Raw genomic sequence first — 25,163 nt, forward strand, 5'->3', positions numbered from 1 at the left:
GCGTGGGCCGCATGATCGAGCTCGAGGGGCTGACCAAGCGGTACGGCGAGAAAGTGGCGGTCAACAACCTGACCTTCACCGTCAGACCGGGCATCGTCACGGGCTTCCTCGGGCCCAACGGCGCGGGCAAGTCGACGACCATGCGCATGATGCTCGGCCTCGACCGGCCGACGGCCGGTGACGTCCGTATCGACGGCAGGCACTACGACCACCTCAAGGACCCGCTCAAGTACATCGGCGCCCTGCTGGACGCGAAGGCCGTGCACGGCGGGCGCACCGCCTTCAACCATCTGCTGTGTCTCGCCCAGAGCAACGGCATCCCGAAGAACCGGGTGCACGAGGTGCTGGACACCGTCGGACTCACGGCGGTCGCGCGCAAGAAGGCCAAGGGTTTCTCACTGGGCATGGGGCAGCGGCTCGGGATCGCGGGGGCGCTGCTCGGCGACCCACGGATCCTGATGTTCGACGAACCGGTCAACGGGCTCGACCCCGAGGGCATCCACTGGATCCGCAACCTCATGAAGTCGCTGGCCGCGCAGGGGCGGACCGTGTTCGTGTCGAGCCATCTCATGAGCGAGATGGCGCTGACCGCCGATCATCTGGTCGTCATCGGGCAGGGGCGGCTGCTCGCCGACACCTCCATGGCCGACTTCATCCAGCGGAACTCGCGCTCGTACGTCCGGATCCGCACCCCGCAGCGCGAGCGGCTGCTCGACGTGCTGCACGGTGCCGGGATCACGGTCGTGGAGACCGGCAGCGGTGTACTGGAGGTGGACGGCGGAAAGCCCGAGCACATCGGGGAGCTGGCCGCGCGGCACCGGATCGTGCTGCACGAGCTGAGCCCCCAGCAGGCCTCCCTGGAGGAGGCGTTCATGCAGCTGACCGCGGAGTCGGTGGAGTACCACGCGCATTCCGACACGTCTGCGCCGCAACAGTGGGGCGACGCCTGGGAGAGGGGCTGAGCATGTCGGCCACGCAGGTCATCAGATCCGAGTGGACGAAGATCCGCTCCGTCGCGTCCACGGTGTGGACGCTCTCCCTCGCGGTGGTGGTCACCATCGCCCTGGGCATGCTGATCTCGGCGCTGTCGAGAAGCGAGTTCGACCGGATGGGCACCCGGGCACAGCTGTCCTTCGACCCGACGTTCATCAGCTTCGCCGGCATGAGCCTGGGACAGCTGGCGATGATCGTGTTCGGGGTGCTGGTCGTCTCCAACGAGTACAGCACCGGCATGATCCGCACCTCGCTGGCCGCCGTACCGCAACGCGGCACGTTCCTGTTCAGCAAGATCGTGGTCGCCACCGGGCTCGCCCTGGCCGTCGGGCTCGCCACCAGCTTCGCCGCCTTCTTCCTCGGGCAGGCCATGCTCGGCCCGCACCAGGCGCAGATCAGCGACTCCGGGGTGCTGCGGGCGGTGATCGGCGGCGGGCTCTACATGACCCTCATCGCGATGTTCTCGATGGGCGTCGCCGCCATGCTCCGCTCGCCGATGCTGTCGCTGGGCATCCTGATGCCGTTCTTCTTCCTGATCTCCAACGTCCTCGGCAACGTCGACGTGACCAAGAAGATCGGCCGGTTCCTGCCCGACCAGGCCGGCAGCAGGATCATGCAGGTGGTCCCCCGGCTCGACGACGACACCCCGTACGGGCCCTGGGGCGGTCTCGGGATCATGGTGCTGTGGGTGATCGCGGCGCTCGTGGGCGGTTACGTGCTGCTGAAGAGGCGTGACGCGTAGTGGAAGTGCGTAACGGGAGTGCTGACCTGCGGCGTTGTTTTACTTTCCCTTGAGCGGAACCGTCAGCGCCCCGATAAGCTCCTAACCCTTACGGGGGCGTGTGCCCCGCTGTCCTGATCCTTTCGATGGGTGCGGAGCATGATCGAGGCTGTCGGCCTGACCAAGCGTTACGGCAACAAGACCGCCGTGTACAACCTCTCCTTCCAGGTACGTCCGGGCGCCGTCACCGGCTTCCTCGGGCCCAACGGCTCGGGCAAGTCGACGACCATGCGGATGATCCTCGGCCTGGACAACCCCACGGCGGGCTCGGTGACGATCGGCGGCTTCCCCTACCGCAGACTGCCGAACGCCCCGCGCCAGGTCGGCGCCCTGCTCGACGCCAAGGCCGTGCACGGCGGCCGGCACGCCCGCAACCACCTGCTGAGCCTGGCCCAGCTCTCGGGCATCCCGGCGCGGCGCGTGGACGAGGTGCTCGGTGTGGTCGGCCTCCAGGACGTGGCGAAGCGGCGGTCCAAGGGGTTCTCGCTCGGCATGGGGCAGCGGCTGGGCATCGCCGCCGCGCTCCTCGGCGACCCCCAGGTGCTGCTCTTCGACGAGCCGGTCAACGGCCTGGACCCCGAGGGCATCCTCTGGGTGCGGAACCTGATGAAGTCCCTCGCGGCGGAGGGGCGGACCGTGTTCGTCTCCAGCCACCTCATGAGCGAGATGGCACTGACCGCCGACCACCTCATCGTCATCGGACGCGGCCAGCTGCTCGCCGACATGAGCGTGAGGGACTTCATCTCGGCCAACTCCGCCGACTTCGCGCGCGTACGCACCCCCGACACCGAGCCCCAGCTGCGCGAGAAGCTGACCTCCGTGCTGACCGAGGCGGGCGGGCATGTCCTGCCCGAGCAGGACGGCGCGCTGCGGGTGACGGGACTGCCGCTGCCGCGCATCAGCGACCTCGCGCACGAGACGGACGTACGCCTGTGGGAGCTGTCGCCGCACCAGGCCTCGCTGGAGGAGGCCTACATGCGGATGACGCAGGGCGCGGTCGACTACCGCTCGACGATCGACCAGAAGGCGGGGCTGATGCAGCAGCTGCCGCCCGGAGCACAGCCGCCGATGCCGGTGCCGGGGCAGGGCCAGCCGGGCTGGTACGCCCCGCCGCCGCCCCAGCGGGGCGGACAGCCGTTCGCGGTGCGGCAGCCCGGCCCCGGCCAGGCGCCCGCGGGCCCGTACGGCGCCTACGGTGCGGCTGACGCCATTCCCGCCTTCGCTCCCGATCCTGCCGTGCCCAACCCGTACGCGGGGCCCCCGACCCACCCTCCGGTCGCCCCCGCCGCCCCGTCGGTCGCTCCCGCCACCCCCGCGGCGGCTGACGCCACCGCCATCCCTGCTCCCGCTCCCGCTCCCGCCGCCGACGACCTGACCAAGCCCGAGGACGCCCGATGAGCACGCCCCAGCCCCCGATGCCGCAGGCCGCACCCGACTGGCAGGCGGCAGCCGGTTCCGCGTACCCCACCTACACCTCGCCGATCCCCGTCGTCCGCACCCACCTCGGGCACGCCATCGCCTCGGAGTGGACGAAGATCAGGTCGGTGCGCTCCACGATGTGGACACTGGGCGTGTTCGTGCTGCTCGTCGTAGGCATCGGCCTGCTGGCCGGCGTGGTGGTCGCGGGCCACGCGTCCGACACGGACCTGTCGGACGAGAACCCGCTGTCGTACGGCTTCTTCGGGCTGCTCCTCGGCAGCATGTGCATCATCACGCTCGGCGTGCTGACCACCGCCTCGGAGTACGGCACCGGCATGATCCGCACGACGATGACCGCATGCCCGTCACGCGGGCGGGTGCTGACGGCGAAGGCACTGGTGTTCTTCGTGGTCGCGTTCGTGATCACGCTGGCGTCGGCCGTCCTCGTGGCCCTCGCGGACGTGGCCATGCTGGACGGCGCGAGGCAGCCGTCGGGCGGGGAGTGGTTCAAGGCCACGATCGGCGTCTCGCTCTACGTGGCGCTGCTCGGGCTGCTGTCGCTGGTCGTGGGCTCGATCATCCGGCACTCGGCGGGCGCCATCACCATCATGATCGGCCTCCTGCTGGCCCCGCTGGTCATCGCGCTGTTCATGTTCTCGTCGTCGCTGGCGGACGTCCGCGAGGCCCTGTTCGAGTACTCGATCCCGAACCAGCTCGGCGTCTTCTACTCGACCTCGCTCAGCGAGTCCGGCCCGTCCGGCTGGGACCCGCTGTGGATCGCCCTGGGCATCACGGCCGTCGCCTTCGCCGGCGCCTTGGCGCTGCTGGAGAAGCGGGACGTGTAGGGCCAAGGCCCGAGAACGGCTCAGAATCTAGGCGCGTTACGGGACCGCTGCACCCGCGTGGTGCGGCGGTCCCGTGCGTTCCAGCACGCCTTGTGCCAGTGCCGGCGCTCGTCGACGCCCGAGTGCTCGGGCCAGGCCACGACATGTGGCACTCCATCGGGAATCATCTGGTCGCAACCGGGGCACCGGTAGGCCTTGCCCTGCGCGCTCGCCCCGGCCACATCGCGCACGCTCCACTCCTCGCCCTGCCAGCTCACCGTGGACTGCCAGCCGCCGTAGCGGCCGGAGGAGTCGTCCTCGGCGCTCCGGCCGGAGCCGGAGCCCTTGGGACGGTTGCGACGCGGGGACACGGAACACCTCACGGGGCTGTACAGGAAGCAGGGGCCATGTCCAGCCTACGCGGCGTGGACGTGGGTACGCGTAAGGAACCAAGCCCCACAAGTCCCCTTCCGTGGCGACCCATTCTCCAGAAAATCCGCAAATCTCTTCGCCAGGCCGTGTCCTCGGCACGTGTCAGACGGTTATGCCGGGTGGGGGAGCTCCGCGTCGGAGCCAAGGAAGCAGGAAAGTGCAATGCGCGTAGGAAGTTTCGTGTTGGCGGCCCAGTTCCCGGGGCAGGGCCAGGGAGAGGCGCTGCACCGCGCGGTCCGCTCCGCCGAGGTCGCCGAGGAAGCGGGGCTCGACACGGTCTGGCTGGCCGAGCACCACTTCGTGCCGTACGGCACCTGCCCGTCGGCGGTCACCCTGGCCGCGTTACTGCTGGGCCGCACCCGTCGCATCCGGGTCGGCACAGCGGTCAGCGTACTGCCCACCGCCCATCCCGTGGCCCTCGGCGAACAGGCCGCGCTGCTGCATGTGACGAGCGGCGGCCGGTTCTCCCTGGGCGTGGGGCGCGGCGGGCCCTGGGTCGACCTGGAGGTGTTCGGCTCCGGCCTGGCGGCGTACGAAAGCGGGTTCCCGGAATCACTCGATCTGCTGGTGCGCTGGCTGCGCGAACCGGCCGTGGCGGCCGCCGGGAATCGTTTCAGCTTCCGCGAAGTCCCCGTCGTACCCAGGCCGTCGGAGTCCCTGACGGAGGGCGAGGGGCCCGAGGTCGTCGTCGCCTGCACCTCGCCGGCGAGTGTGCGACTGGCCGCCGAGCGCGGGCTGCCGATGCTGCTCGGGATGCACGTCGGGGACGAGGAGAAGGCCGAGATGGTGGCCCTGTGGCGGCAGCACGCGCGGGCGGCCGGGCGACCGGCGGAGGAGGTCCACGGCGCCGCCCATGTCTCGGCCGGCGTCTGCCAGATCGCGGACCGGCGTACGGACGCGGTGGAGGCGCTGACGAAGGCGATGCCGGGCTGGCTGAAGCAGGGCCTGGACGCCCATGTGACGGTGGACGACCGTGCCCGGCAGATGCGCGACCCGCTGGCGTACACCGAACTGCTCTGCGGGCTGCACCCAGTGGGCACCCCGCGGCTGTGCGCCGACCGGCTCGCGGCGACCAGCGAGCGGACCGGCATCAGCCGCTTCGCCCTGCTGGTCGAGGGCTCGGGAGACCTGGCGGCAACCGAGGAGAACGTACGGCGGCTCGGCGCCGAGGTGCTCCCGCACCTCGGCTGAACACCCCTGCCGCGCGGGGAGCTTGCCGCTCCGATACTGACTGCACCTCCCGCGTACGGAGCGGCAAGCAGACGGCTCACTGCGTCAGCAGTCCCGGAACTCGGGGGACTGATTCAGCAACTGACTACGAACCGAGGTGAAGCGCGCCAGCGTCTCGTCGACCGAGGCGTCCAGCGGGAACACCGCCACTCGGTGGCAGTTCTGGAAGGCCAACCGCACACCGAAGTGCCGCTGCAGGGCGCCGCGTATCGCGTCACTCGCGAGCGCGCGCAGCAGCTGACCGCGTGCCTGCTCGGACGGCGGGGGCGTCTGGTTGTCGGCGAACTGACCGCCGTCCACCTTCAGCTGGGCCACCAGAGAGCTGATCATCTCCCATGCGTAGGGCAGGGAGGTCCGGACGCAGTCGACGAATGCTGCTTCGTCGACCTCGCCTCGCTCGGCCTGTTCGAGTAGGGCCGGTGAGACGTCGAGCGACATGGGTTCTCCTCTCGCACCCCCGAAGCGCAGGGGTTGCCGGACGGGGATGGGAGTTCGCCATGCCGAAACACCGAGCACGCTGAGTACATGCATTGCGACCTCCCGTTTACTACGGTAGGCAACCGCCGGTGACGGCACCAGGAGATTGCGCACATAGGGAACTCCCAGTAGGCACACAATCGGCCACGAGCGAACACACGTTTTCCAGGGCGAATCGCGTCCACCGCTGCCCGTCGAGTAGCGTTGCGGACCATGCGTCTCGTCATCGCCCGGTGTTCCGTCGACTACGCGGGCCGGCTCACCGCCCATCTCCCTTCCGCGCCCCGCCTGATTCTGGTGAAGGCGGACGGCAGCGTCTCGATCCACGCGGACGACCGGGCCTACAAGCCCCTGAACTGGATGTCGCCGCCCTGCACGCTGAAGGAAGGCAGCGGCGAGGAGGAGGGCGTCTGGACCGTCATCAACAAGGCGGGCGAGAAACTCATCATCACGATGGAGGAAGTGCTCCACGATTCCACGCACGAACTCGGCGTGGATCCCGGCCTGATCAAGGACGGCGTGGAAGCACACCTTCAGGAACTGCTCGCCGACCGCATCGACACCCTCGGCGAGGGGTACACGCTGATCCGGCGTGAATACATGACCGCCATCGGCCCGGTCGACATCCTGTGCCGGGACGCCGAGGGCCGGACCGTCGCGATCGAGATCAAGCGGCGCGGCGAGATCGACGGCGTCGAGCAGCTCACCCGCTATCTGGAGCTGCTGAACCGCGACCCCCACCTGGCTCCGGTGCGGGGCGTCTTCGCGGCCCAGGAGATCAAGCCGCAGGCCCGCGTCCTGGCGACGGACCGCGGCATCGGCTGCCACGTCCTGGACTACGACGCGCTGCGGGGCATCGAGGACGACAAGCTGCGGCTGTTCTGAGCGGCCTGCGTACGACGCGTACGACTTCGTACGACGAGAAGGGCCGGGTCCGACGAACGGACCCGGCCCTTCTGTGTCGAGCGGCTCCTCACATCACCGGGGCCGAGTCGCTGGGTGTCCCGGCCCCGGTGCCCTCCGAGGCGCTCTCGGAGGCGGTGGCAGGCGCGCTGCCGCTGGCCGTGTCCGTGGTGGCCGGGGTGGACGGGGTTTCGGAAGGTGTCTCCGTGGGCGTGGGCGGGGTCGTCGTCTCGGTGGGCGTGGATGTGGAGGGAGCCGGCGACGTCGGCTTCGGTGACGTCCGGGTCGGCTTCGGCGTGGGCGAGGTCGGCTTGGTGGGCGAGCTGGACGAACCGCCCGACCCCTTCGTCCCGCTCGGATCGTCCGACGGCTCCGCCCCGTCCGTGGGCGTCGGGTCGTCGGCGGTGCCGTAGGTGCCGTCGGGGCCGGGATCCGTCGGTACGGCCGCCGTCGCGCCGGTGTCGCCGTTGCCGTTGTCGCTCTTCGGCTTGTCGGCGCCCAGGCTGCCGTCGTCCAGGCCCTGGCTGGCGGACGGGTTGACGCCGACCTGGTCGGCCGGGTTGTTGGCGTCGCCGTTGCCGGACGTGGCGCCGAGGGTCACGACCGTGCCCAGCACGGCCACGAGCAGCGCGCCCGCGCCGGCCGCGACGAGGTTGCGCCGGGCGAGGCCCCGGACGCCGCCACGGCCCTTGTGCGCGCCCTGGGCCGGGGCCTGGTACGTGACCACGGCGGGCGTGTCCACGGCGAGCGGCGGGTAGGCCGGGGACACCCCGGCGGGCGGGTAGACCGCAGACACCCCGCCGGGCGGCGATGCGGACTCCTCGGAGCGCGCGTCGGGCACCTCCTCGCCCGCCGTCGCCCGCACGCCGGGCACGTCGCCCGTACGGTCGGCGACCAGGGCGAGGGCGCGGCGGCCGGCGGTGGTGCCGCGCTTGTCGGCGAGGGCGCCGCGCAGGCCGATGGAGGCCTCCAGTTCGGCGCGGGCCCGGTCGAGCTGTCCCGCGCAGAGCGCGAGGATGCCCAGCTCGTGGTGGAAGTAGGCCTGCTCGGCGACCTGTCCGGCGAGCCTGGAGGCCTCGGAGCCGAAGCGCAGCGCCCGTTCCCAGGCGCTCCACTGCAGTCCGGCGGCGAACGCCGGCGCGGCCGTGCGGGCCAGCTGCACGGCGGTGCTCTCCTCGTCCGCGCCCGGCCGGGTCGTCGCCGGCACCAGGACGGCGAGGGCGGTGAGCAGGGCGTCGGCCTCGGCGCACACCCGCTCGGGGGTGACCGAGGGGTGTCCGGCCCACCAGGCGTAGTGCTGGGCGGCGGTGAGGGCGCGGGCCTCGACGTCGTCGGCGTATCCGGCGGCCTCCAGCTGGGTCAGGACGCCGGCGGCCAGCCGATAGCGGGAGCCGACCGGAGAGACCAGACCGCAGGCCGCCAGCTCGCCGAGGGCGGCGTCCGCGTGGGTGTCGCCGACCAGCGCGGGCAGATGCGCCTGGTGCGGCACCTCACCGCCGAGAGCGACGGCGAAGCGCAGGGTGGCGCGGGCCGAGGCGCTCAGCCGGGAGGCCAGCAGCCGGGCGGGGGCGGCCGCCTCGCCGAGCGAGGGCAGCGGTACGTCCTCGGCCGTGTCGGCGTCGAACGGGGCGTCGACGGGAAGCGCGTCCTCGAAGACGCCGAACTCGTCGACGGCGCCGACGCCGGCCCGCAGCCGGTCGCGCTGCCGCAGCAGGGCGCCGGCCTGGACGAAGCGCAGCGGCAGGCCCTCGGACTCGAACCAGAGGTCGCCGGCCCAGTTGGCCTCCTCCTCGGTGAGCACGCGGCCGACGGCGCGCTCGATGAGGTCGACGCCGCCCGCGCGGTCGAGGCCGCCGAGGAAGACCTCCTCGATGGCTGCGTCGGCGGACGGGGCGGGCACGTCCGGGGTCGCGGCGATCACGAAGGCGCACTCGGGGGTGGCGTCCAGCAGTTCGTCGAGCGCGGCGCCACCGAACTCGACGTCGTCGAGGACGACGACCGCGCCGACCTCCCGGACGTACTCGATCAGCTCGTCGTGGTCCGGGCGGTGCAAGGGCGCGTCATGGACGGCGTGGAAGAGGTCGTACAGCAGGTCGCTCGCCGTGCGGTGGGAGCCGCTCAGGCGGATCACGCCGTCGGGGGCGAGGTCCGCGCAGTCCTCGGCGATGACGTCGAGGAGGCTGGTGCGACCGGAGCCGGCGGGGCCGGTGAGACGGACGGAGCGGCCGCGGGCGAGCAGTCGGACCAGGCGCTCACGCTCGTCCTGGCGGCCGAGCAGCGGCAGTGCGGGCTGTTCGGGGCCGGGCGGGACGGGCGGCCGGGCCGCGCGTTCGACCTCGGCGCGTGCGGCGGCCGTGAGCTTCTCGGGCCGGCCGGGCCGTGCTCCGGGCGCGCAGATCTCGATCTCGCTGCCGTCCACGGGGTTGACCGTGAGCAGCAGGTCGCCGGTGATCAGCTGGACCGTGCGGGCCAGGGCCGGCGTGTGCTGGCCGAAATCGGGTGTGAGGGGGTCCCTGGACGGGCGCGGGCGCGGCGCGTAGCCGTCGCCGTCATGGCCGTACTCCTCGGGTCCCCGGTTGTTCGGGTCCATAGGTTCAAGCCCCCCAAAAGCGTCGAGTGCCGAAAGCCCCTCCCGGCCTGGCCGCACACCGCGCTGTCGCTTCTGGTCCGGGCCCGCTAGAGGGTTGCAAGGTCAGCGGGCAGCCGAACCCTAAACCTTCGCACAGTATCTCCGACAGGCCGGGGTACCGCGCCGTCCGAGACGTCACAGTCTCGTGAGGATTGCGCGCGTCGGGCGTTTCGCAGCAGGCTGACCGGGTCTCCCCCGCCTGCCCGGGCCGGCCCCGCACCGGGCGTCACACGCGGGGCAGGGACTCCACCCCGATACCGCCCTCGATCGCCAGGATCCGGTGCAACCGGGTCGCCACCAGCAGGCGCTGCATCTGCGGCGGTACACCACGCAGCACCAGGCGTCGGCCGATACGGCCGGCCCGCCGGTGGACGCCCATGATCACCCCGAGTCCGGTGGCGTCCCAGGAATCCAGTTCGGACAGGTCGAGCACGAGGTCGCCGACTCCGTCGTCGACGGCCGAGTGCAGGACCGTACGGGCGTCCGCCGCGCTGCGGACGTCGAGGCGGCCCCCGACGACCAGCTCGGCGTGGTCGCCCCTGATGTACATATGCGCTCCCCGTGAGTGCGGTGGCGTACTCCGTGACGGTGGCTGTGCAACGTCTGACTGCTTCAGAGGCAGAGCGGTTGCTAGTTGTAAGCGAACCGATACCGAATTCACCCTCGAAGGTGACACCCCCGGGGGCTGTGCGGTTTCACCGCCCGTACGTACGTGAGTTTCCGTACGTCTATCAGTACGTGTAGAAGCCCTGCCCGCTCTTGCGCCCGATGTCACCGGCGTCAACCATCCGGCGCATCAGCTCCGGCGGCGCGAACTTCTCGTCCTGGGACTCGGTGTAGATGTTGCTGGTGGCGTGCAGCAGGATGTCGACGCCGGTGAGGTCCGCCGTGGCCAGCGGGCCCATCGCATGCCCGAAGCCCAGCTTGCAGGCCAGGTCGATGTCCTCGGCGGTCGCCACGCCCGACTCGTACAACTTTGTCGCCTCGACGACGAGCGCCGAGATGAGACGCGTCGTCACGAAGCCGGCCACGTCGCGGTTGACGACGATGCAGGTCTTGCCGACGGACTCGGCGAACTCCCGTGCGGTGGCGAGGGTTTCGTCGCTGGTCTTGTAGCCGCGGACGAGCTCGACGAGCTGCATCATCGGCACCGGCGAGAAGAAGTGCACCCCGACGACCCGCCCGGGGCGCTCGGTGGCCGCCGCGATCTTGGTGATCGGGATGGCGGAGGTGTTGGAGGCGAGCACGGTGTCCTCGCGCACGATCTTGTCGAGCGCGCGGAAGATCTCGTGCTTGACCTCGAGCTTCTCGAAGACGGCCTCGACGACGATGTCGGCGTCGGCGACGGCGTCCAGGTCGGTGGTCGCGGTGATGCGGCCGAGGGCGGCGTCGGCGTCGTGCGCCTCGAGCTTGCCCTTGCTCACGAACTTGTCGTACGAGGCCTTGATCCCGTCGGTGCCACGCTTCAGTGCCTCGTCGGTGACGTCACGCAGGACGACGTCCCAGCCCGCCTGCGCGGAGACCTGGGCGATGCCGGAACCCATGAGGCCGGCTCCGATGACGGCGAGCTTCCGTGCCACTGTGCGACTCCCCTACTGCAACCATGACTAACACGCTGTTTATGTCTGCCTCTCCGGCGGACGATAGCGCCCGTGAGGGGCTGTGTGACCGGTAAGTAACGCGCGTCACGTCTCATCTGACGGACGTCACACGGGCAGGTGTCACCGCTCGCCTCGTACGGCGTAGTTGAGCGCCTTCTCGCCCAACAGCTCCTCGATGCCGCCGAGGAGCGCGCGCACCTCTGGTGACACTTCGTCCGGATTTCACTCGGCGCGCATCTCATGACAACCGCGGACGAACACCGCCTGAATGACGCTCACTAAACAGCCGTGGGCCTCCGCCAAGGGCTGGGCATCACACTGCGGCCCCGACCATGACGTGGGCGCACGTGCGTTCCGGACAGGCCCTACTACGCTGGTCACATGGTCAATCTGACGCGCATCTACACCAGGACCGGCGACAAGGGCACCACCGCCCTCGGTGACATGAGCCGGGTCGCCAAGACCGATCTGCGGATCTCGGCGTACGCGGACGCCAACGAGGCGAACGCGGTGATCGGCACGGCGATCGCCCTGGGCGGGCTCGCAGAGGAGATCGTCCAGGTCCTCACCCGTGTCCAGAACGACCTTTTCGACGTGGGCGCGGATCTGTCGACGCCCGTCGTGGAGAATCCCGAGTTCCCTCCGCTGCGGGTCGAGCAGTTCTACGTCGACAAGCTGGAGGCGGACTGCGACCGCTTCAACGAGCGGTTGGAGAAGCTGCGGTCGTTCATCCTGCCCGGCGGCACACCGGGCGCGGCCCTGCTGCACCAGGCCTGCACGGTCGTACGCCGGGCCGAACGCTCGACGTGGGCCGCCCTGGAGGTGCACGGCGAGGCGATGAACCCGCTCACCGCGACCTACCTCAACCGCCTGTCCGACCTGCTGTTCATCCTGGCGCGGACGGCCAACAAGGACGTCGGGGACGTGCTGTGGGTGCCGGGCGGGGAGCGCTGAGCGCTCCCCGGGATGTGCGGCGATACGCCGTCCATCGCCTGCGGCATCGCCGTGGCTGGTCGCGCAGTTCCCCGCGCCCCTTTGGGGCGCTCAGTCGCACCCCTCCCCGGCACGGTGGGCGGCAGCTGTCGCCGGGGCCTTCCTGGGACGGATCTGGCAGGTCAGCGCGATCACGCCGTGAATGCCGACGGCCGTAGCGCGGAGCAGTGCCCGTCGCGCAGGAACGCGGGCCCCCCTACGTACCGGATCGCGAGTTGCAGCAGCGTGCACGCGACCGCCGCGGCCAGGACCGTACGGAGCCAGCGGCGGCCCTCGTGGCGGGCGCGGGCCAGGCCGTGGCGCGGTGGGCGCGCGGGCCGTGGCGCGCCCGCCAGGCGGTCGGCCGCATGGGCGTCGAGCCGGCGGATCGTGGAGTGGCGTAGGCGACGACGGTGAAGCCGATGCAGAGCGCCGGGAGTCCGTGCTCCCAGCTCGGTTCGGCGCCACCCCTCAGGTCGACGGCCGTCACCAGGCACAGGACCAGCTCCAGCACCGGCTCGCACAGCAGCAGCGCCCGACATGGCCGAGGCGACGGCGAAGACCCATGTCAGCCGATTCCTCTGGAAGCTGGAGCTGCGCAGTCGGACCCAAGCGGCCTTGTCGGCACAGGAGTTGGGGATCCAGAGGTTTAAAAGGGGCAGTGGTCCAGACCTATTGACCTATGGTCCAGACCTTTCTATTCTCGCGGCACCGTGGGCGTGAAGGCTCAGTCGCGCCCCCAACCCCCGAGGAGGCGCAGCATGCGCTTCAGACACAGAGCCGCGGCAGGATTCGCCACCCTGCTGCTCCCCCTGGCCGGCCTGGTCGGCCTCGCGAGTCCCGCCCAGGCCGCGACGACCGCCACCGCCACCTACACCAAGAGCTCCGACTGGGGCACCGGCTTCGAGGGCAAGTGGACGGTGAAGAACACCGGCACCACGGCCATCAGCTCCTGGACGATCGAGTGGGACTTCCCCTCCGGTACGTCCGTCACCTCTGCCTGGGACGCCGACGTCACGTCCTCCGGCACCCACTGGACCGCCAAGAACAAGTCCTACAACGGCACCCTCGCCGCAGGCGCCTCCGTCTCCTTCGGCTTCAACGGCGCCGGCTCCGGATCACCCTCCAACTGTCTGCTCAACGGCGGAAGCTGTGACGGCGGCACCACGGTCCCCGGCGACAGCGCCCCCTCCGCGCCCGGCACCCCGACCGCCTCCAACATCACCGACACCTCGGTGCAGCTGTCCTGGAGCGCGGCCACCGACGACAAGGGCATCAAGAACTACGACGTGCTGCGCGGCGGCACCAAGGTCGCGACGGTGACGACGACGTCGTACACCGACACCGGCCTGACCGCCGGCACCGACTACTCGTACACCGTCCAGGCCCGCGACACCGCCGACCAGACCGGCCCGGTCAGCGCCGCGGTCGCCGTGCACACCACCGGCGGCACGACCACTCCCCCGACCACCGGCAGCAAGGTCAAGCTCGGTTACTTCACCGAGTGGGGCATCTACGGCCGCAACTACAACGTCAAGAACCTGGTGACGTCGGGCTCGGCCGCCAAGATCACGCACATCAACTACGCCTTCGGCAACGTCACCAACGGCCAGTGCGCCATCGGCGACTCCTACGCCGACTACGACAAGGCCTTCACCGCCGACCAGTCGGTGAGCGGCGTCGCCGACACCTGGGACCAGCCGCTGCGCGGCAACTTCAACCAGCTGCGCGAGCTGAAGGCCAAGTACCCGAACATCAAGGTGCTGTGGTCCTTCGGCGGCTGGACCTGGTCCGGCGGCTTCGCCCAGGCCGCCGCCAACCCGGCCGCCTTCGCCCAGTCCTGCTACAACCTGGTCGAGGACCCGCGCTGGGCCGACGTCTTCGACGGTATCGACATCGACTGGGAGTACCCGAACGCCTGCGGTCTCAGCTGCGACACCAGCGGCTCGGCGGCCTTCAAGAACCTGATGTCCGCGCTGCGCGCCAAGTTCGGCACGGCCAATCTGGTCACTGCCGCCACCACGGCCGACGGCTCCACCGGCGGCAAGATCGAGGCCGCGGACTACGCGGGCGCCGCCCAGTACGTCAACTGGTACAACGTGATGACGTACGACTTCTTCGGCGCCTGGGACGCACAGGGCCCCACCGCCCCGCACTCCCCGCTCACCTCGTACAGCGGCATCCCGAAGGCCGGCTTCACCACCGCCGACGCGATGGCCAAGTTCAAGTCGGTCGGCGTGCCCGCGAGCAAGCTGCTCATCGGCATCGGCTTCTACGGGCGCGGCTGGACCGGCGTCACCCAGGACGCCCCGGGCGGAACGGCCAGCGGCCCGGCGGCCGGCACCTACGAGCAGGGCATCGAGGACTACAAGGTCCTCAAGACGTCCTGCCCGGCCACCGGCACCGTCGCGGGCACGGCCTACGCGCACTGCGGCAGCAACTGGTGGTCCTACGACACCCCGGCCACCATCGGTACGAAGATGGCGTGGGCCAAGACCCAGGGGCTGGGCGGAGCGTTCTTCTGGGAGTTCAGCGGTGACACCAGCAACGGCGAGCTGGTGAGTGCCATCAACAGCGGAATGTCGTAAGTCAGTTCGGCGAGTTACGCGACAGTGACGCTCCCCCAGACTTCGTCCGGGGGGACCCCCACCCAACGAGTGAATGTGGCTACGCCACATTCACTCGTTGTCCGGGCGGGGCTGCCTCAAGCCACGCGAGGAAACCGGTCAGCGCGTCTTCGCTCATGGCGAGTTCGAGACGCGTGCCCCGGTGCAGACAGGTGAGGATCACCGAGTCGGACAGCAGTGCCAGCTCCTCCTCGCCGTCCGGCAGCCGGCGGCCGGCCACCTCGATCGACGCGCGCTCCAGGATGCGGCGCGGGCGGGGGGCGTAGGAGAAGACCCGGTACCACTCGATGCGGTCGCCGTTGTAGCGGGCGACGCCGTAGCTCCAGCCTTTGCCGCTGGTGTCGGGTTTCTCGGGGACGTCCCAGCGCAGGCTGCAGTCGAAGGTGCCGCCCGAGCGCTGGATGAGTCTGCGCCGCAGTCCGAAGACGAACAGCCCCACCACCACAAGGGCGACGACAATTCCGCACACAGTCAGGGCGAGGACCATCGGCACCGACCTCCTCGTCTCCTAGATAACGGAACTAGATAACGGAACGGAAAAAACATCCATATCTGCCTCAGCCGCGGCTGGGACCGGACTGCTCCGGTCCCAGCCGCGGCTGAGTGACGTCATCGCGTGGCGAGCTGGGTCAGCTCGCCGCCGCCGCACGCAGTCGCACGTCCGCGCGACGCTCGGCGGAGGCGTCGCCCTCCGCCTTCGCGCGCTCGAGCTCCCGCTCCACGCGCTGGACGTCGATCTCGTCCGACAGTTCGGCGATCTCGGCGAGCAGCGACAGCTTGTTGTCCGCGAACGAGACGAAACCGCCGTGCACCGCGGCGACGACCGTTCCACCATCACTCGTACGGATGGTCACCGGGCCCGACTCCAGCACACCGAGCAGCGGCTGGTGACCGGGCATGACGCCGATGTCGCCGGACGTGGTGCGCGCGACGACCAGGGTGGCCTCGCCGGACCAGACCTCTCGGTCGGCCGCGACCAGCGCGACGTGCAGCTCAGCAGCCAAGGGAGGCTCCTCGGGTCACCACCCGGCTCTCATGCCGGGTGTCACTAACAAGTCTAGTAGGGCGCCGAGCACCAAGGTGCCGAGGCCCGCCCCGGAACACTGCCGGGGGTCTGGGGGTCGCCCCCAGGCGATGCAGCGTGGGCGTGACAGAGGGGACGGGACGTGCCCGCCCCCTCGTCAAGAGCGCGAGGCTCAGGAGACGCCCAGCTCCTTGGCGTTGGCCTTGAGGTCCTCAATGCCACCGCACATGAAGAACGCCTGCTCCGGGAAGTGGTCGTACTCGCCGTCGATGATCGCGTTGAAGGCCGCGATCGACTCGTCCAGCGGGACGTCCGACCCGTCGACGCCGGTGAACTGCTTGGCGACGTGGGTGTTCTGGGACAGGAAGCGCTCCACGCGACGGGCACGGTGGACGACGAGCTTGTCCTCCTCGCCGAGCTCGTCGATACCGAGGATCGCGATGATGTCCTGGAGGTCCTTGTACTTCTGCAGGACCGTCTTGACGCGCATGGCGGCGTCGTAGTGGTCCTGCGCGATGTAGCGCGGGTCCAGGATGCGGGACGTGGAGTCCAGCGGGTCCACGGCCGGGTAGATGCCCTTCTCGGAGATCGGACGGGACAGAACCGTCGTCGCGTCGAGGTGGGCGAACGTGGTGGCCGGGGCCGGGTCGGTCAGGTCGTCCGCGGGGACGTAGATCGCCTGCATCGAGGTGATCGAGTGACCACGGGTCGAGGTGATGCGCTCCTGGAGGAGACCCATCTCGTCGGCCAGGTTCGGCTGGTAGCCCACCGCGGAGGGCATACGGCCGAGCAGGGTCGACACCTCGGAACCGGCCTGGGTGAAGCGGAAGATGTTGTCGATGAAGAACAGCACGTCCTGCTTCTGGACGTCGCGGAAGTACTCCGCCATCGTCAGACCCGCGAGGGCCACGCGCAGACGGGTGCCCGGCGGCTCGTCCATCTGACCGAAGACCAGCGCGGTCTTGTCGATGACGCCCGAGTCCGACATCTCCTCGATGAGGTCGTTGCCCTCACGGGTGCGCTCACCGACACCGGCGAACACGGAGACACCGTCGTGGTTGTTGGCGACGCGGTAGATCATCTCCTGGATGAGCACCGTCTTGCCGACGCCGGCACCGCCGAACAGACCGATCTTTCCACCCTTGACGTACGGGGTGAGAAGGTCGATGACCTTGACGCCGGTCTCGAACATCTCGGTCTTCGACTCGAGCTCGTCGAAACGCGGGGCCTTGCGGTGGATGGACCAGCGCTCGCCGTCGTAGGTCTCGTCGGAGTTCAGCACGTCACCGAGGGTGTTGAACACCTTGCCCTTGGTGAAGTCGCCGACGGGGACGGTGATGCCCTCGCCCGTGTCGGTGACCGGGGCCTGGCGGACCAGACCGTCGGTCGGCTGCATGGAGATCGTGCGGACCAGGCCGTCACCCAGGTGCTGGGCGACCTCCAGGGTCAGGATCTTCTTCTCGCCGGCGTTGGCCGGGTCGGCCACCTCGACGTGAAGGGCGTTGTAGATGTCCGGCATCGCGTCGACGGGGAACTCCACGTCGACGACCGGGCCGATGACCCGGGCGACGCGGCCCGTGGCAACGGCCGTCTCAACTGTCGTCGTCATTACCTGTCACTCCCCGCGGTCGCGTCGGCCAGGGCGCTCGCGCCACCGACGATCTCGCTGATTTCCTGGGTGATTTCGGCCTGGCGGGCCGCGTTGGCAAGGCGGGAGAGCGTGTTGATCAGCTCGCCCGCGTTGTCGGTGGCCGACTTCATCGCGCGGCGCGTGGCGGCGTGCTTGGAGGCAGCCGACTGGAGCAGCGCGTTGTAGATACGGCTCTCGACGTAGCGCGGCAGCAGGGCGTCGAGGACGTCCTCCGCCGACGGCTCGAAGTCGTACAGCGGAAGGATCTCGCCCTTGGTGTGCGACTCCTCCGCCACCTCTTCGAGGCGCAGGGGCAGCAGGCGGCCGTCGACCGCCGTCTGCGTCATCATCGAGACGAACTCGGTGAAGACGATGTGGAGCTCGTCCACGCCGCCGTCCGCCGTCTCCTTCTCGATGGCCTCGATCAGCGGAGCCGCGACCTTCTTGGCGTCCGCGTACGTGGGCTCGTCGGTGAAGCCCGACCACGACTCCACGACCTTGCGCTCGCGGAAGTTGTAGTGGGCCAGACCACGGCGGCCGACGATGTACGTGTCGACCTCCTTGCCCTCGGCCTCAAGACGCTCGGTCAGCTGCTCCGCCGCCTTGATGGCGTTGGAGTTGAAGGCGCCGGCCAGTCCGCGGTCGCTCGTGAGGAGCAGCACCGCGGAACGGGTCGACGTCTCCGCCTCCGTGGTCAGTGGGTGCCTGGTGTTCGAACCGGTACCGACCGCCGTGACCGCGCGCGTGAGCTCGGTCGCGTAGGGCGTGGAGGCCGCCACCTTGCGCTGCGCCTTGACGACGCGCGAGGCGGCGATCATCTCCATCGCCTTGGTGATCTTCTTGGTCGCGGTGACGGATCGGATGCGACGCTTGTAGACCCGGAGCTGGGCTCCCATGAGTCAGGTCCCTTCCTTACGTCACTTGGCGGCAGCGGCCGGGACGTCCTCGCCGAGCAGCTTGCCGTCGGAGGTCTCGAACTGCTTCTTGAAGTCCGCGATCGCCTCGGCCACGGCCTGGAGCGTGTCGTCCGACATCTTCGCGCCCTCCTTGATGGAGGTCATGAGGCCCTGCTCCTTGCGGTGCAGGTACTCCAGGAGCTCCTTCTCGAAGCGACGGATGTCGGCGACCGGCACGTCGTCCATCTTGCCGGTGGTGCCGGCCCAGATGGAGACGACCTGGTCCTCGGTGGCCATCGGCTGGTACTGAGCCTGCTTGAGCAGCTCGACCATGCGCTGACCGCGCTCCAGCTGCGCCTTCGACGCGGCGTCCAGGTCGGAACCGAAGGCGGCGAACGCCTCCAGCTCACGGAACTGGGCGAGGTCCACGCGCAGACGGCCGGAGACCTGGCGCATCGCCTTGTGCTGTGCGGAACCACCGACTCGGGAGACGGAGATACCGACGTTCAGCGCGGGGCGCTGACCGGCGTTGAACAGGTCCGACTCCAGGAAGCACTGGCCGTCGGTGATGGAGATGACGTTGGTCGGGATGAACGCCGACACGTCGTTCGCCTTGGTCTCGACGATCGGCAGACCCGTCATCGAACCCGCGCCCATGTCGTCGGAGAGCTTCGCGCAGCGCTCCAGCAGGCGGGAGTGCAGGTAGAAGACGTCACCGGGGTAGGCCTCGCGGCCCGGCGGGCGGCGCAGCAGCAGCGACACGGCACGGTAGGCGTCGGCCTGCTTCGAGAGGTCGTCGAAGATGATGAGGACGTGCTTGCCCTCGTACATCCACTGCTGGCCGATGGCCGAGCCGGTGTACGGCGCCAGGTACTTGAAGCCGGCCGGGTCGGACGCCGGGGCGGCGACGATGGTCGTGTACTCCAGCGCGCCGGCCTCTTCGAGCGCACCACGCACGGAGGCGATGGTGGAGCCCTTCTGACCGACGGCGACGTAGATGCAGCGGACCTGCTTCTTGGGGTCGCCGGTGCGCCAGTTGTCGCGCTGGTTGATGATCGTGTCGACGGCCAGGGCGGTCTTGCCGGTCTGGCGGTCACCGATGACCAGCTGACGCTGGCCACGGCCGATCGGGGTCATCGCGTCGACGGCCTTGTAGCCCGTCTCCATCGGCTCGTGCACCGACTTGCGGACCATGACGCCCGGAGCCTGCAGCTCGAGGGCGCGACGACCGCTGGTCTCGATCTCGCCGAGGCCGTCGATCGGGTTGCCGAGCGGGTCGACGACACGGCCGAGGTAGCCCTCGCCGACGGCGACGGACAGCACCTCACCGGTGCGCTGCACCGGCTGGCCCTCCTCGATGCCGCTGAACTCGCCGAGGACGATGGCGCCGATCTCGCGCTCTTCCAGGTTGAGCGCGAGGCCGAGGGTGCCGTCCTCGAACTTCAGCAGTTCGTTGGCCATGGCCGAGGGCAGACCCTCGACCTTCGCGATGCCGTCGCCGGCAAGGGTGACCGTACCGACCTCCTCGCGCGAGGCCGCGTCCGGCTTGTACGACTGGACGAAGTTCTCCAGCGCGTCCCGGATCTCCTCCGGCCGGATCGTGAGCTCCGCCATCTGGGTTCCCTGCTCTCCTTGTTGGGCCCGAAGTTTCACTTTGGGGGGATGGGGACTCCCCCCTGAAAGAGGTGAATCCTCTGCACGGCCCAACCAGGGCCGTAATTGCTTACGTACTGCGTATTGAGTTGCGGCGGGGCTGCTAGCTCGCCAGTCGGCGGCCGGCGTCCTCGATGCGGTCCGCGAGGGAGCCGTTGATGACCTCGTCGCCGACCTGCACCCGCAGCCCGCCGAGGACCTCGGGGTCCACGTCGAGGTTCAGGTGCATCTTGCGGCCGTAGAGCTTCGCGAGGGCGGCGCCCAGGCGCTGCTTCTGCGCATCGCTCAGCGGTACCGCCGACGTGACGACGGCGACCGCGCGGTCCCGGCGCTCGGCGGCGAGCTTGGACAGGGACTCGAGTCCCGCTTCCAGGCTACGTCCCCGCGGCGCGGTCACAAGGCGCGTCACCAGACGCTCGGTGGTCGGCTTCGCCCGGCCGCCGAGCAGCCGGTGCAGCAGCTCGGTCTTGGACGAGTCGCCGGCCGTGCGGTCGGTCAGCGCGGCGCGCAGCTCGGTGCTCGAGGAGACGATCCGGCCGAACCGGAACAGCTCGTCCTCGACGTCGTCGAGCGTGCCCGACTTCTCCGCGGCGGTGAGGTCGGCGACGTTCGCCAGCTCCTCCAGCGCGTCCACCAGGTCGCGGGGCTGCGACCAGCGGGAGCGCACCGTGCCGGCCACCAGGTCGGCGGTCGTGCCGCTGACCTGGCTGCCGAGCAGCCGCTGCACCAGCTCGGCCTTGGCCTCACCGGCCTGCGCCGGGTCGGTGAGGACCCGACGCAGCGAGGCCTCGCGGTCGAGCAGCGCGGTGACGGCGGCCAGCTCGTCGGCGAGCTGGGCCGGGTCCACGGACGTGGAGTCCGTCAGCGCGTCGAGACGCTCACGGGCAGCTGCGAACGCCTCGCGGCTCGCTCCGTGTGCTGTCATCGAGCCGCCTCGGCCTTCTCCTCGAGCTCGTCGAGGAAGCGGTCGATCACACGGCTCTGGCGGGCGTGGTCGTCGAGGGACTCACCGACGAGCTTGCCGGCCAGCTCGGTGGCGAGCTTGCCGACGTCCTGCCGCAGCGCGGCCGCGGCGGCCTTGCGGTCGGCCTCGATCTGGGCGTGACCGGCGACGACGATCTCCTCGCGCTGTCGCTGGCCTTCCGCACGCATCTCGGCGATGAGCGAGGCGCCCTGCTCCTGCGCCTCCTGGCGCAGCCGCGCGGCCTCGTGGCGGGCCTCGGCGAGCTGGGCCTTGTACTGCTCAAGGACGCTCTGGGCCTCGGTCTGTGCGGCCTCGGCCTTCTCGATACCGCCCTCGATGGCCTCGCGACGCTCTTCCAGGACCTTGTTGATGGTCGGGAGGAGCTTCTTGGCGAGGAAGCCGAAGACGATGACGAAGGCGATCAGGCCGATGACGAGCTCCGGCCACGGCGGAATGAGGGGGTTCTCCTTCTCCGCCTCGGCCGCCAGCTGAACCAGGGGGTTCACATCAGTGCCTTTCGTCGAATGGGGCTGTCGCTGTCGTTCGTCTTAGTAGACGAACGGCATGACGAGGCCGATGAGGGCCAGCGCCTCACAGAAAGCGAAGCCGAGGATCTGGTTGGCGCGGATCAGACCGGCCGCCTCGGGCTGGCGGGCCAGGGCCTGGGTGCCGTTACCGAAGATGATGCCGACGCCGACGCCCGGGCCGATCGCGGCGAGGCCGTAACCGATGGAGCCGAGGTTGCCTTCGACCGCAGCAAGGGTCTGGAGAGCGGACATGCCGGTTCTTCCTTCTCTTTCAGTGACCGGTGGGGGTTGGCCACCGGATGTCTCTTGGGTGAGGGGGGCCTGCTCAGTGGTGCTCGGCGAGCGCGCCCTGGATGAAGGTGCAGGTCAGGAGGACGAAGACGTACGCCTGAACGGCCTGGATGAAGAGCTCGAAGGCGGTCATCACGATGACCATCACGAACGAGACGGCCGAGTACGCGATGCCGATGCCGTTCAGCATGTACCAGCTGGCGATCGTGAAGAGCAGCAGCAGGGTGTGACCGGCGAACATGTTCGCGAAGAGTCGCACCGCGTGCGTGAACGGGCGGACGATCAGGTTCGAGAAGAACTCGATGGTCATCGACAGCGGCAGCACCGCGCCGAGCGACTTGTCGTACCCGGTGACGTTCTTGAAGAAGCCGACGAAGCCGTGGCGCTTGAACGTCAGGGAGACCCAGGTGATGTAGACGATCGCAGCGAGCACCGCCGGGTAGGCGATGATCGAGGTCACCGGGAAGGAGGCGACCGGGACGATCGACCAGAGGTTCATCATCCAGATGAAGAAGAACAGGGAGACGGCGAGCGGGACGAACTTCTCGCCCTCGCGCTTGCCGATCGTCTGGTACACGACACCGGTGCGGACGAAGTCGTAACCCGCCTCGGCGATCATCTGGAGCTTGCCCGGGACGAGCTTCGGCTTGGCGAACGCGGCCCAGAAGAAGCCCACCACGATGATGGAACCGAGCAGTGCCAGCAGCATCGGCTTGTTGAAGTACAGGCCGTCGGTGTCGCCCCAGAGCGGCTCGAACATGAACGAGTGCAGGCCCGGAGCCGGGAAGCCGCACCCGTCGAACAGGTGACAGCTCGTGTCGAAAGCGAGCGTCTGCGTCGGGTCAGCACTCACCGCGGGCTCCTTCATCGTGGCGCATAGGTACGGCAACCTCGTTGTGTCGGCGCGGCGCAGGGCCGCGGTTCGGCACGGGACTGGTGTTACGGATGTGGGGGCGGCTGAGGGGCATCTCGCCTCGCGATTGAGCAGGCGTCAGCTCAGATGCCCGCGCCCGCGATGCCGCAGTTGGCACCGGACGATAGCAGGATCTCTCATGCGGCTTTATCCCGGCCCTACCCCTCACGACGAGTGCCCCGAGTTTCCGGGCTTGTCGCCCTTCGAGGAACCGGTCGAGGAGGAGGTCGAATCGGGTTCGACGTAGAGGATCTTGGACTTCATGTGGGCACGCGTCTGCGCGGCGATCCAGGTGAGGGTGCCGGCGACGAGCGTGAGCGCGAAGGCCCTGGGGTTGAACAGCGTCGTGTGCTTGAAAGCGGCGACGAAGATGAACAGCAGCAGGATCTGCGCCGCGTAGAGCATCAGTCCCATCGCCTGGAACAGGTGCGGAAGCGATTTGGCAGTGCGCTGCAGAACGTAGAGCCCGATTCCCATGAAGAGGATCACGATCAGCGTCGCGACGATCGCCCCGACCGCACCCTTGCCGCCCGCGACCACGCCGCTGACGACGGCGGCAATCGCGCCGACGGCAGCCGTGGGCACGGCAGCCTGAGCCAGGATCCGGACGTCGTTGGACGGCATGGCGGCAACTCCGCTTTCAAAGGGGGGCAGGGGTGTCGTCATGGACGAGCGTAGCCCCGGGCCGAGTGTCGGTGACCTCACGCCAATGGACCCTCGTACTACGGTCCTTCGGCTCTATCCCGGGTTCTCGTGAACCGTATCACAAACTATTTGATGAGGTCTTTACCTGGTTGGTGTGCTTGCTGTCACACATGAGAGTGACAGTGCGCGTCTGTGCAAAAACGCTGCCAATTTGTCTGGTATTGGAGCGGTTTGCACTCCCACGACTTGGCAATGCTCTAGTCAGATTCTTACCTTGAGCCGTCAACGGAGGCGCGATCGGGAGCCGATGGCGGTCGCCCCGTTGACCCCTGAAACCCCAGACATACCGGACACTCCGGCCGCGACCGGGGTGCGCTGTTCCTCCTCGGCGGCCGCCTCCGCCTCGTAGGCCGCCGCCTGCTCCGCCTCCGCCGCGGCGAGGCCCTTGCGGCGCCGGTAGCGCGGCGGCACGAAGTGCTCGGCCCAGCGGGGGGCGCGTGGCGTGAAGCGCGGCAGCAGGAGCAGCAGGAGGCCGATCGCGCTGAGGATCACGATGCCCAGGACGATCCACATGGACGCCGAGTTCACGGAGTAGCCGAGTGCGCCGAACGCGATCAGCGCCGACCAGAAGTACATGATCAGCACCGCCCGGCTGTGCGAGTGCCCGATCTCCAGGAGCCGGTGGTGCAGATGCCCGCGGTCCGCGGCGAACGGCGACTGTCCGCGCCAGGTGCGCCGCACGATCGCCAGCACCAGGTCGGCGGCCGGCACCGCGATGATCGTCAGCGGCAGCAGCAGCGGAATGTAGACGGGCACCGTCTGGTGCACGGCCGCCTTCTCGGAGTGGACGTACAGCTGCAGCGCGTCGGGGTCGACCTGCCCCGTGATGGAGATCGCGCCCGCCGCCAGCACCAGGCCGATGAGCATCGAGCCGGAGTCGCCCATGAAGATCCGCGCCGGGTGCATGTTGTGCGGCAGGAAGCCGATGCACATGCCCATCAGGATCGCCGAGAAGAGTGTGGCCGGGGCGGCGGCCTCGATGCCGTACGAGTACCAGATCCGGTAGGCGTACAGGAAGAACGCCGTGGCCGCGATGCACACCATGCCGGAGGCCAGGCCGTCGAGGCCGTCGACGAAGTTCACGGCGTTGATGGTGATGACGACGAGCGCCACCGTCAGCAGGGTGCCCTGCCACTGGGTCAGCGCCACGTTGCCGACACCCGGGATCGGCAGCCACAGGATCGTCAGACCCTGCATGACCATGACGCCGGCGGCGATCATCTGGCCGCCCAGCTTGATCAGGGCGTCGATCTCGAACTTGTCGTCCAGGACACCGATCAGCCAGATCAGCGCCGCTCCGGAGAGCAACGCCCGCGGCTCGTTCGACTTCTCGAACACCTCGTTGAGGTTGGTGAGGTGGTCCGCTACCAGCAGGCCCGCGCACAGGCCGAAGAACATGGCGATCCCGCCGAGCCGCGGAGTGGGTTCCCGGTGCACGTCACGGGCCCTGATCTCCGGCATCGCTCCGGCCACGATCGCGAACTTCCGTACCGGCCCTGTCAGCAGATACGTCACCGCGGCCGTGATGCAGAGCGTCAGCAGGTATTCACGCACAGGCTTCCCCACAGGTCTCGCTGGCCATCTCAGCCCCACACCCTAGCGAGCGACGCATATGGTTGGGGACTTCCGGGTAACGACGATGGTTGCACGTGTGCCTGTGCACCCCTCTGCG

Annotated in this window: 24 protein-coding genes and 2 pseudogenes; 9 read left to right on the forward strand and 17 right to left on the reverse strand. The window is 69.2% G+C overall.

The window, feature by feature from the left end:
- Positions 1 to 11 precede the first annotated feature (11 nt).
- The 4 genes from ACFY16_RS07980 to ACFY16_RS07995 all read left to right on the forward strand — a co-directional run bounded on the left by ACFY16_RS07980 (position 12) and on the right by ACFY16_RS07995 (position 4,038).
- Complete coding sequence (locus ACFY16_RS07980; protein ID WP_390646262.1) at positions 12 to 962, forward strand: ABC transporter ATP-binding protein; 951 nt, start codon at positions 12 to 14, stop codon at positions 960 to 962.
- Between the two features lie 2 nt (positions 963 to 964).
- Entirely contained in the window at positions 965 to 1,735 is a 771-nt protein-coding gene (locus ACFY16_RS07985; protein WP_390646263.1) for an ABC transporter permease, read from the forward strand.
- A gap of 138 nt (positions 1,736 to 1,873) precedes the next feature.
- Positions 1,874 to 3,172: an ABC transporter ATP-binding protein gene (locus ACFY16_RS07990; RefSeq protein WP_390646264.1), complete on the forward strand. Its 1,299-nt coding sequence runs from the start codon at positions 1,874 to 1,876 to the stop codon at positions 3,170 to 3,172.
- Positions 3,169 to 4,038: an ABC transporter permease subunit gene (locus ACFY16_RS07995; protein WP_390646265.1), complete on the forward strand. Its 870-nt coding sequence runs from the start codon at positions 3,169 to 3,171 to the stop codon at positions 4,036 to 4,038. Before ACFY16_RS07990 ends, ACFY16_RS07995 begins: the two co-directional genes overlap by 4 nt.
- Before the next feature lie 20 nt (positions 4,039 to 4,058).
- Here the strand turns inward: ACFY16_RS07995 and ACFY16_RS08000 are convergent, their stop codons facing one another.
- Entirely contained in the window at positions 4,059 to 4,388 is a 330-nt protein-coding gene (locus tag ACFY16_RS08000; RefSeq protein ID WP_390646266.1) for an ATP/GTP-binding protein, read from the reverse strand.
- A 223-nt stretch (positions 4,389 to 4,611) separates the two neighbouring features.
- Between ACFY16_RS08000 and ACFY16_RS08005 the strand changes: the two genes are divergently transcribed.
- The gene (locus ACFY16_RS08005; RefSeq protein ID WP_390646267.1) at positions 4,612 to 5,640 is read left to right on the forward strand and encodes an LLM class flavin-dependent oxidoreductase; all 1,029 of its coding nucleotides are present in this window, start codon (positions 4,612 to 4,614) and stop codon (positions 5,638 to 5,640) included.
- Between the two features lie 84 nt (positions 5,641 to 5,724).
- Here the strand turns inward: ACFY16_RS08005 and ACFY16_RS08010 are convergent, their stop codons facing one another.
- The gene (locus tag ACFY16_RS08010; protein ID WP_351144760.1) at positions 5,725 to 6,117 is read right to left on the reverse strand and encodes an SCO5389 family protein; all 393 of its coding nucleotides are present in this window, start codon (positions 6,115 to 6,117) and stop codon (positions 5,725 to 5,727) included.
- Between the two features lie 252 nt (positions 6,118 to 6,369).
- On the opposite strand from ACFY16_RS08010, the gene nucS reads away from it, so the two are divergent.
- Positions 6,370 to 7,041 carry an endonuclease NucS gene (gene nucS, locus ACFY16_RS08015; protein ID WP_390646268.1) on the forward strand — a complete coding sequence of 224 codons (672 nt, stop codon included), beginning with the start codon at positions 6,370 to 6,372 and terminating at the stop codon, positions 7,039 to 7,041.
- Between the two features lie 88 nt (positions 7,042 to 7,129).
- Here nucS and ACFY16_RS08020 read toward each other — a convergent pair whose 3' ends face one another.
- The 3 genes from ACFY16_RS08020 to ACFY16_RS08030 form a co-directional block, all read right to left on the reverse strand.
- The gene (locus ACFY16_RS08020) at positions 7,130 to 9,649 is read right to left on the reverse strand and encodes an ATP-binding protein (RefSeq protein ID WP_390646269.1); all 2,520 of its coding nucleotides are present in this window, start codon (positions 9,647 to 9,649) and stop codon (positions 7,130 to 7,132) included.
- 265 nt (positions 9,650 to 9,914) lie between these two features.
- On the reverse strand, positions 9,915 to 10,238 hold the full coding sequence (locus ACFY16_RS08025) for an STAS domain-containing protein (RefSeq protein WP_351144757.1): 324 nt from the start codon (positions 10,236 to 10,238) through the stop codon (positions 9,915 to 9,917).
- A gap of 181 nt (positions 10,239 to 10,419) precedes the next feature.
- Positions 10,420 to 11,268 carry a 3-hydroxyacyl-CoA dehydrogenase family protein gene (locus ACFY16_RS08030; RefSeq protein ID WP_390646270.1) on the reverse strand — a complete coding sequence of 283 codons (849 nt, stop codon included), beginning with the start codon at positions 11,266 to 11,268 and terminating at the stop codon, positions 10,420 to 10,422.
- 402 nt (positions 11,269 to 11,670) lie between these two features.
- Here ACFY16_RS08030 and ACFY16_RS08035 point away from each other — a divergent pair, with 402 nt between their 5' ends.
- Entirely contained in the window at positions 11,671 to 12,243 is a 573-nt protein-coding gene (locus ACFY16_RS08035) for a cob(I)yrinic acid a,c-diamide adenosyltransferase (RefSeq protein ID WP_390646271.1), read from the forward strand.
- A gap of 90 nt (positions 12,244 to 12,333) precedes the next feature.
- Here the strand turns inward: ACFY16_RS08035 and ACFY16_RS08040 are convergent.
- Positions 12,334 to 12,793, reverse strand: a pseudogene (locus ACFY16_RS08040) (hypothetical protein); the annotation flags it as partial.
- On the opposite strand from ACFY16_RS08040, the pseudogene ACFY16_RS08045 reads away from it, so the two are divergent.
- Both ACFY16_RS08045 and ACFY16_RS08050 read left to right on the forward strand, forming a co-directional pair.
- Positions 12,793 to 12,984: pseudogene (locus tag ACFY16_RS08045) on the forward strand (hypothetical protein); the annotation flags it as partial. The pseudogenes ACFY16_RS08040 and ACFY16_RS08045 overlap by 1 nt on opposite strands.
- Before the next feature lie 38 nt (positions 12,985 to 13,022).
- Positions 13,023 to 14,849, forward strand: a complete 1,827-nt coding sequence (locus tag ACFY16_RS08050; RefSeq protein ID WP_390646272.1) for a glycosyl hydrolase family 18 protein — start codon at positions 13,023 to 13,025, stop codon at positions 14,847 to 14,849.
- A gap of 79 nt (positions 14,850 to 14,928) precedes the next feature.
- Here ACFY16_RS08050 and ACFY16_RS08055 read toward each other — a convergent pair whose 3' ends face one another.
- The 11 genes from ACFY16_RS08055 to ACFY16_RS08105 all read right to left on the reverse strand — a co-directional run bounded on the left by ACFY16_RS08055 (position 14,929) and on the right by ACFY16_RS08105 (position 25,045).
- Positions 14,929 to 15,375, reverse strand: coding sequence for a DUF2550 domain-containing protein (locus tag ACFY16_RS08055; protein WP_351144750.1), 447 nt, complete (start codon positions 15,373 to 15,375; stop codon positions 14,929 to 14,931).
- 142 nt (positions 15,376 to 15,517) lie between these two features.
- Positions 15,518 to 15,892 carry a F0F1 ATP synthase subunit epsilon gene (locus ACFY16_RS08060; RefSeq protein ID WP_351144749.1) on the reverse strand — a complete coding sequence of 125 codons (375 nt, stop codon included), beginning with the start codon at positions 15,890 to 15,892 and terminating at the stop codon, positions 15,518 to 15,520.
- Between the two features lie 192 nt (positions 15,893 to 16,084).
- Entirely contained in the window at positions 16,085 to 17,521 is a 1,437-nt protein-coding gene (gene atpD, locus ACFY16_RS08065) for a F0F1 ATP synthase subunit beta (RefSeq protein WP_390646273.1), read from the reverse strand.
- Positions 17,521 to 18,438, reverse strand: a complete 918-nt coding sequence (locus ACFY16_RS08070; RefSeq protein ID WP_390646274.1) for a F0F1 ATP synthase subunit gamma — start codon at positions 18,436 to 18,438, stop codon at positions 17,521 to 17,523. Before ACFY16_RS08070 ends, atpD begins: the two co-directional genes overlap by 1 nt.
- A 21-nt stretch (positions 18,439 to 18,459) precedes the next feature.
- Positions 18,460 to 20,052 (reverse strand): F0F1 ATP synthase subunit alpha, encoded by a 1,593-nt coding sequence (atpA, locus tag ACFY16_RS08075; protein ID WP_390646275.1) that lies wholly within the window; start codon positions 20,050 to 20,052, stop codon positions 18,460 to 18,462.
- 142 nt (positions 20,053 to 20,194) lie between these two features.
- Positions 20,195 to 21,016, reverse strand: a complete 822-nt coding sequence (locus ACFY16_RS08080; protein ID WP_390646276.1) for a F0F1 ATP synthase subunit delta — start codon at positions 21,014 to 21,016, stop codon at positions 20,195 to 20,197.
- Positions 21,013 to 21,561, reverse strand: a complete 549-nt coding sequence (locus ACFY16_RS08085) for a F0F1 ATP synthase subunit B (RefSeq protein ID WP_390646277.1) — start codon at positions 21,559 to 21,561, stop codon at positions 21,013 to 21,015. Before ACFY16_RS08085 ends, ACFY16_RS08080 begins: the two co-directional genes overlap by 4 nt.
- A gap of 42 nt (positions 21,562 to 21,603) precedes the next feature.
- Positions 21,604 to 21,834: an ATP synthase F0 subunit C gene (gene atpE, locus ACFY16_RS08090; RefSeq protein WP_006381669.1), complete on the reverse strand. Its 231-nt coding sequence runs from the start codon at positions 21,832 to 21,834 to the stop codon at positions 21,604 to 21,606.
- Between the two features lie 73 nt (positions 21,835 to 21,907).
- Positions 21,908 to 22,741 carry a F0F1 ATP synthase subunit A gene (atpB, locus tag ACFY16_RS08095; protein WP_390646278.1) on the reverse strand — a complete coding sequence of 278 codons (834 nt, stop codon included), beginning with the start codon at positions 22,739 to 22,741 and terminating at the stop codon, positions 21,908 to 21,910.
- Between the two features lie 210 nt (positions 22,742 to 22,951).
- Entirely contained in the window at positions 22,952 to 23,410 is a 459-nt protein-coding gene (locus ACFY16_RS08100; protein WP_351144742.1) for a hypothetical protein, read from the reverse strand.
- 303 nt (positions 23,411 to 23,713) lie between these two features.
- Positions 23,714 to 25,045, reverse strand: a complete 1,332-nt coding sequence (locus tag ACFY16_RS08105; protein ID WP_390646279.1) for an MraY family glycosyltransferase — start codon at positions 25,043 to 25,045, stop codon at positions 23,714 to 23,716.
- Positions 25,046 to 25,163: the final 118 nt, after the last annotated feature.

This window comes from Streptomyces sp. NPDC001315 (assembly GCF_042896175.1).
Taxonomy (GTDB): Bacteria; Actinomycetota; Actinomycetes; order Streptomycetales; family Streptomycetaceae; genus Streptomyces.

Excerpts from the sequence above, each read along its gene's own strand:
- ACFY16_RS07980 (WP_390646262.1), top strand. The coding sequence starts at position 12 with ATGATCGAGCTCGAGGGGCTGACCAAGCGGTACGGCGAGAAAGTGGCG.
- ACFY16_RS07985 (WP_390646263.1), top strand. The coding sequence starts at position 965 with ATGTCGGCCACGCAGGTCATCAGATCCGAGTGGACGAAGATCCGCTCC.
- ACFY16_RS07990 (WP_390646264.1), top strand. The coding sequence starts at position 1,874 with ATGATCGAGGCTGTCGGCCTGACCAAGCGTTACGGCAACAAGACCGCC.
- ACFY16_RS07995 (WP_390646265.1), top strand. The coding sequence starts at position 3,169 with ATGAGCACGCCCCAGCCCCCGATGCCGCAGGCCGCACCCGACTGGCAG.
- ACFY16_RS08005 (WP_390646267.1), top strand. The coding sequence starts at position 4,612 with ATGCGCGTAGGAAGTTTCGTGTTGGCGGCCCAGTTCCCGGGGCAGGGC.
- ACFY16_RS08010 (WP_351144760.1), bottom strand. The coding sequence starts at position 6,117 with ATGTCGCTCGACGTCTCACCGGCCCTACTCGAACAGGCCGAGCGAGGC.
- nucS (WP_390646268.1), top strand. The coding sequence starts at position 6,370 with ATGCGTCTCGTCATCGCCCGGTGTTCCGTCGACTACGCGGGCCGGCTC.
- ACFY16_RS08020 (WP_390646269.1), bottom strand. The coding sequence starts at position 9,649 with ATGGACCCGAACAACCGGGGACCCGAGGAGTACGGCCATGACGGCGAC.
- ACFY16_RS08025 (WP_351144757.1), bottom strand. The coding sequence starts at position 10,238 with ATGTACATCAGGGGCGACCACGCCGAGCTGGTCGTCGGGGGCCGCCTC.
- ACFY16_RS08035 (WP_390646271.1), top strand. The coding sequence starts at position 11,671 with ATGGTCAATCTGACGCGCATCTACACCAGGACCGGCGACAAGGGCACC.
- ACFY16_RS08050 (WP_390646272.1), top strand. The coding sequence starts at position 13,023 with ATGCGCTTCAGACACAGAGCCGCGGCAGGATTCGCCACCCTGCTGCTC.
- ACFY16_RS08055 (WP_351144750.1), bottom strand. The coding sequence starts at position 15,375 with ATGGTCCTCGCCCTGACTGTGTGCGGAATTGTCGTCGCCCTTGTGGTG.
- atpD (WP_390646273.1), bottom strand. The coding sequence starts at position 17,521 with ATGACGACGACAGTTGAGACGGCCGTTGCCACGGGCCGCGTCGCCCGG.
- ACFY16_RS08070 (WP_390646274.1), bottom strand. The coding sequence starts at position 18,438 with ATGGGAGCCCAGCTCCGGGTCTACAAGCGTCGCATCCGATCCGTCACC.
- atpA (WP_390646275.1), bottom strand. The coding sequence starts at position 20,052 with ATGGCGGAGCTCACGATCCGGCCGGAGGAGATCCGGGACGCGCTGGAG.
- ACFY16_RS08080 (WP_390646276.1), bottom strand. The coding sequence starts at position 21,016 with ATGACAGCACACGGAGCGAGCCGCGAGGCGTTCGCAGCTGCCCGTGAG.
- atpE (WP_006381669.1), bottom strand. The coding sequence starts at position 21,834 with ATGTCCGCTCTCCAGACCCTTGCTGCGGTCGAAGGCAACCTCGGCTCC.
- atpB (WP_390646278.1), bottom strand. The coding sequence starts at position 22,741 with ATGAAGGAGCCCGCGGTGAGTGCTGACCCGACGCAGACGCTCGCTTTC.
- ACFY16_RS08100 (WP_351144742.1), bottom strand. The coding sequence starts at position 23,410 with ATGCCGTCCAACGACGTCCGGATCCTGGCTCAGGCTGCCGTGCCCACG.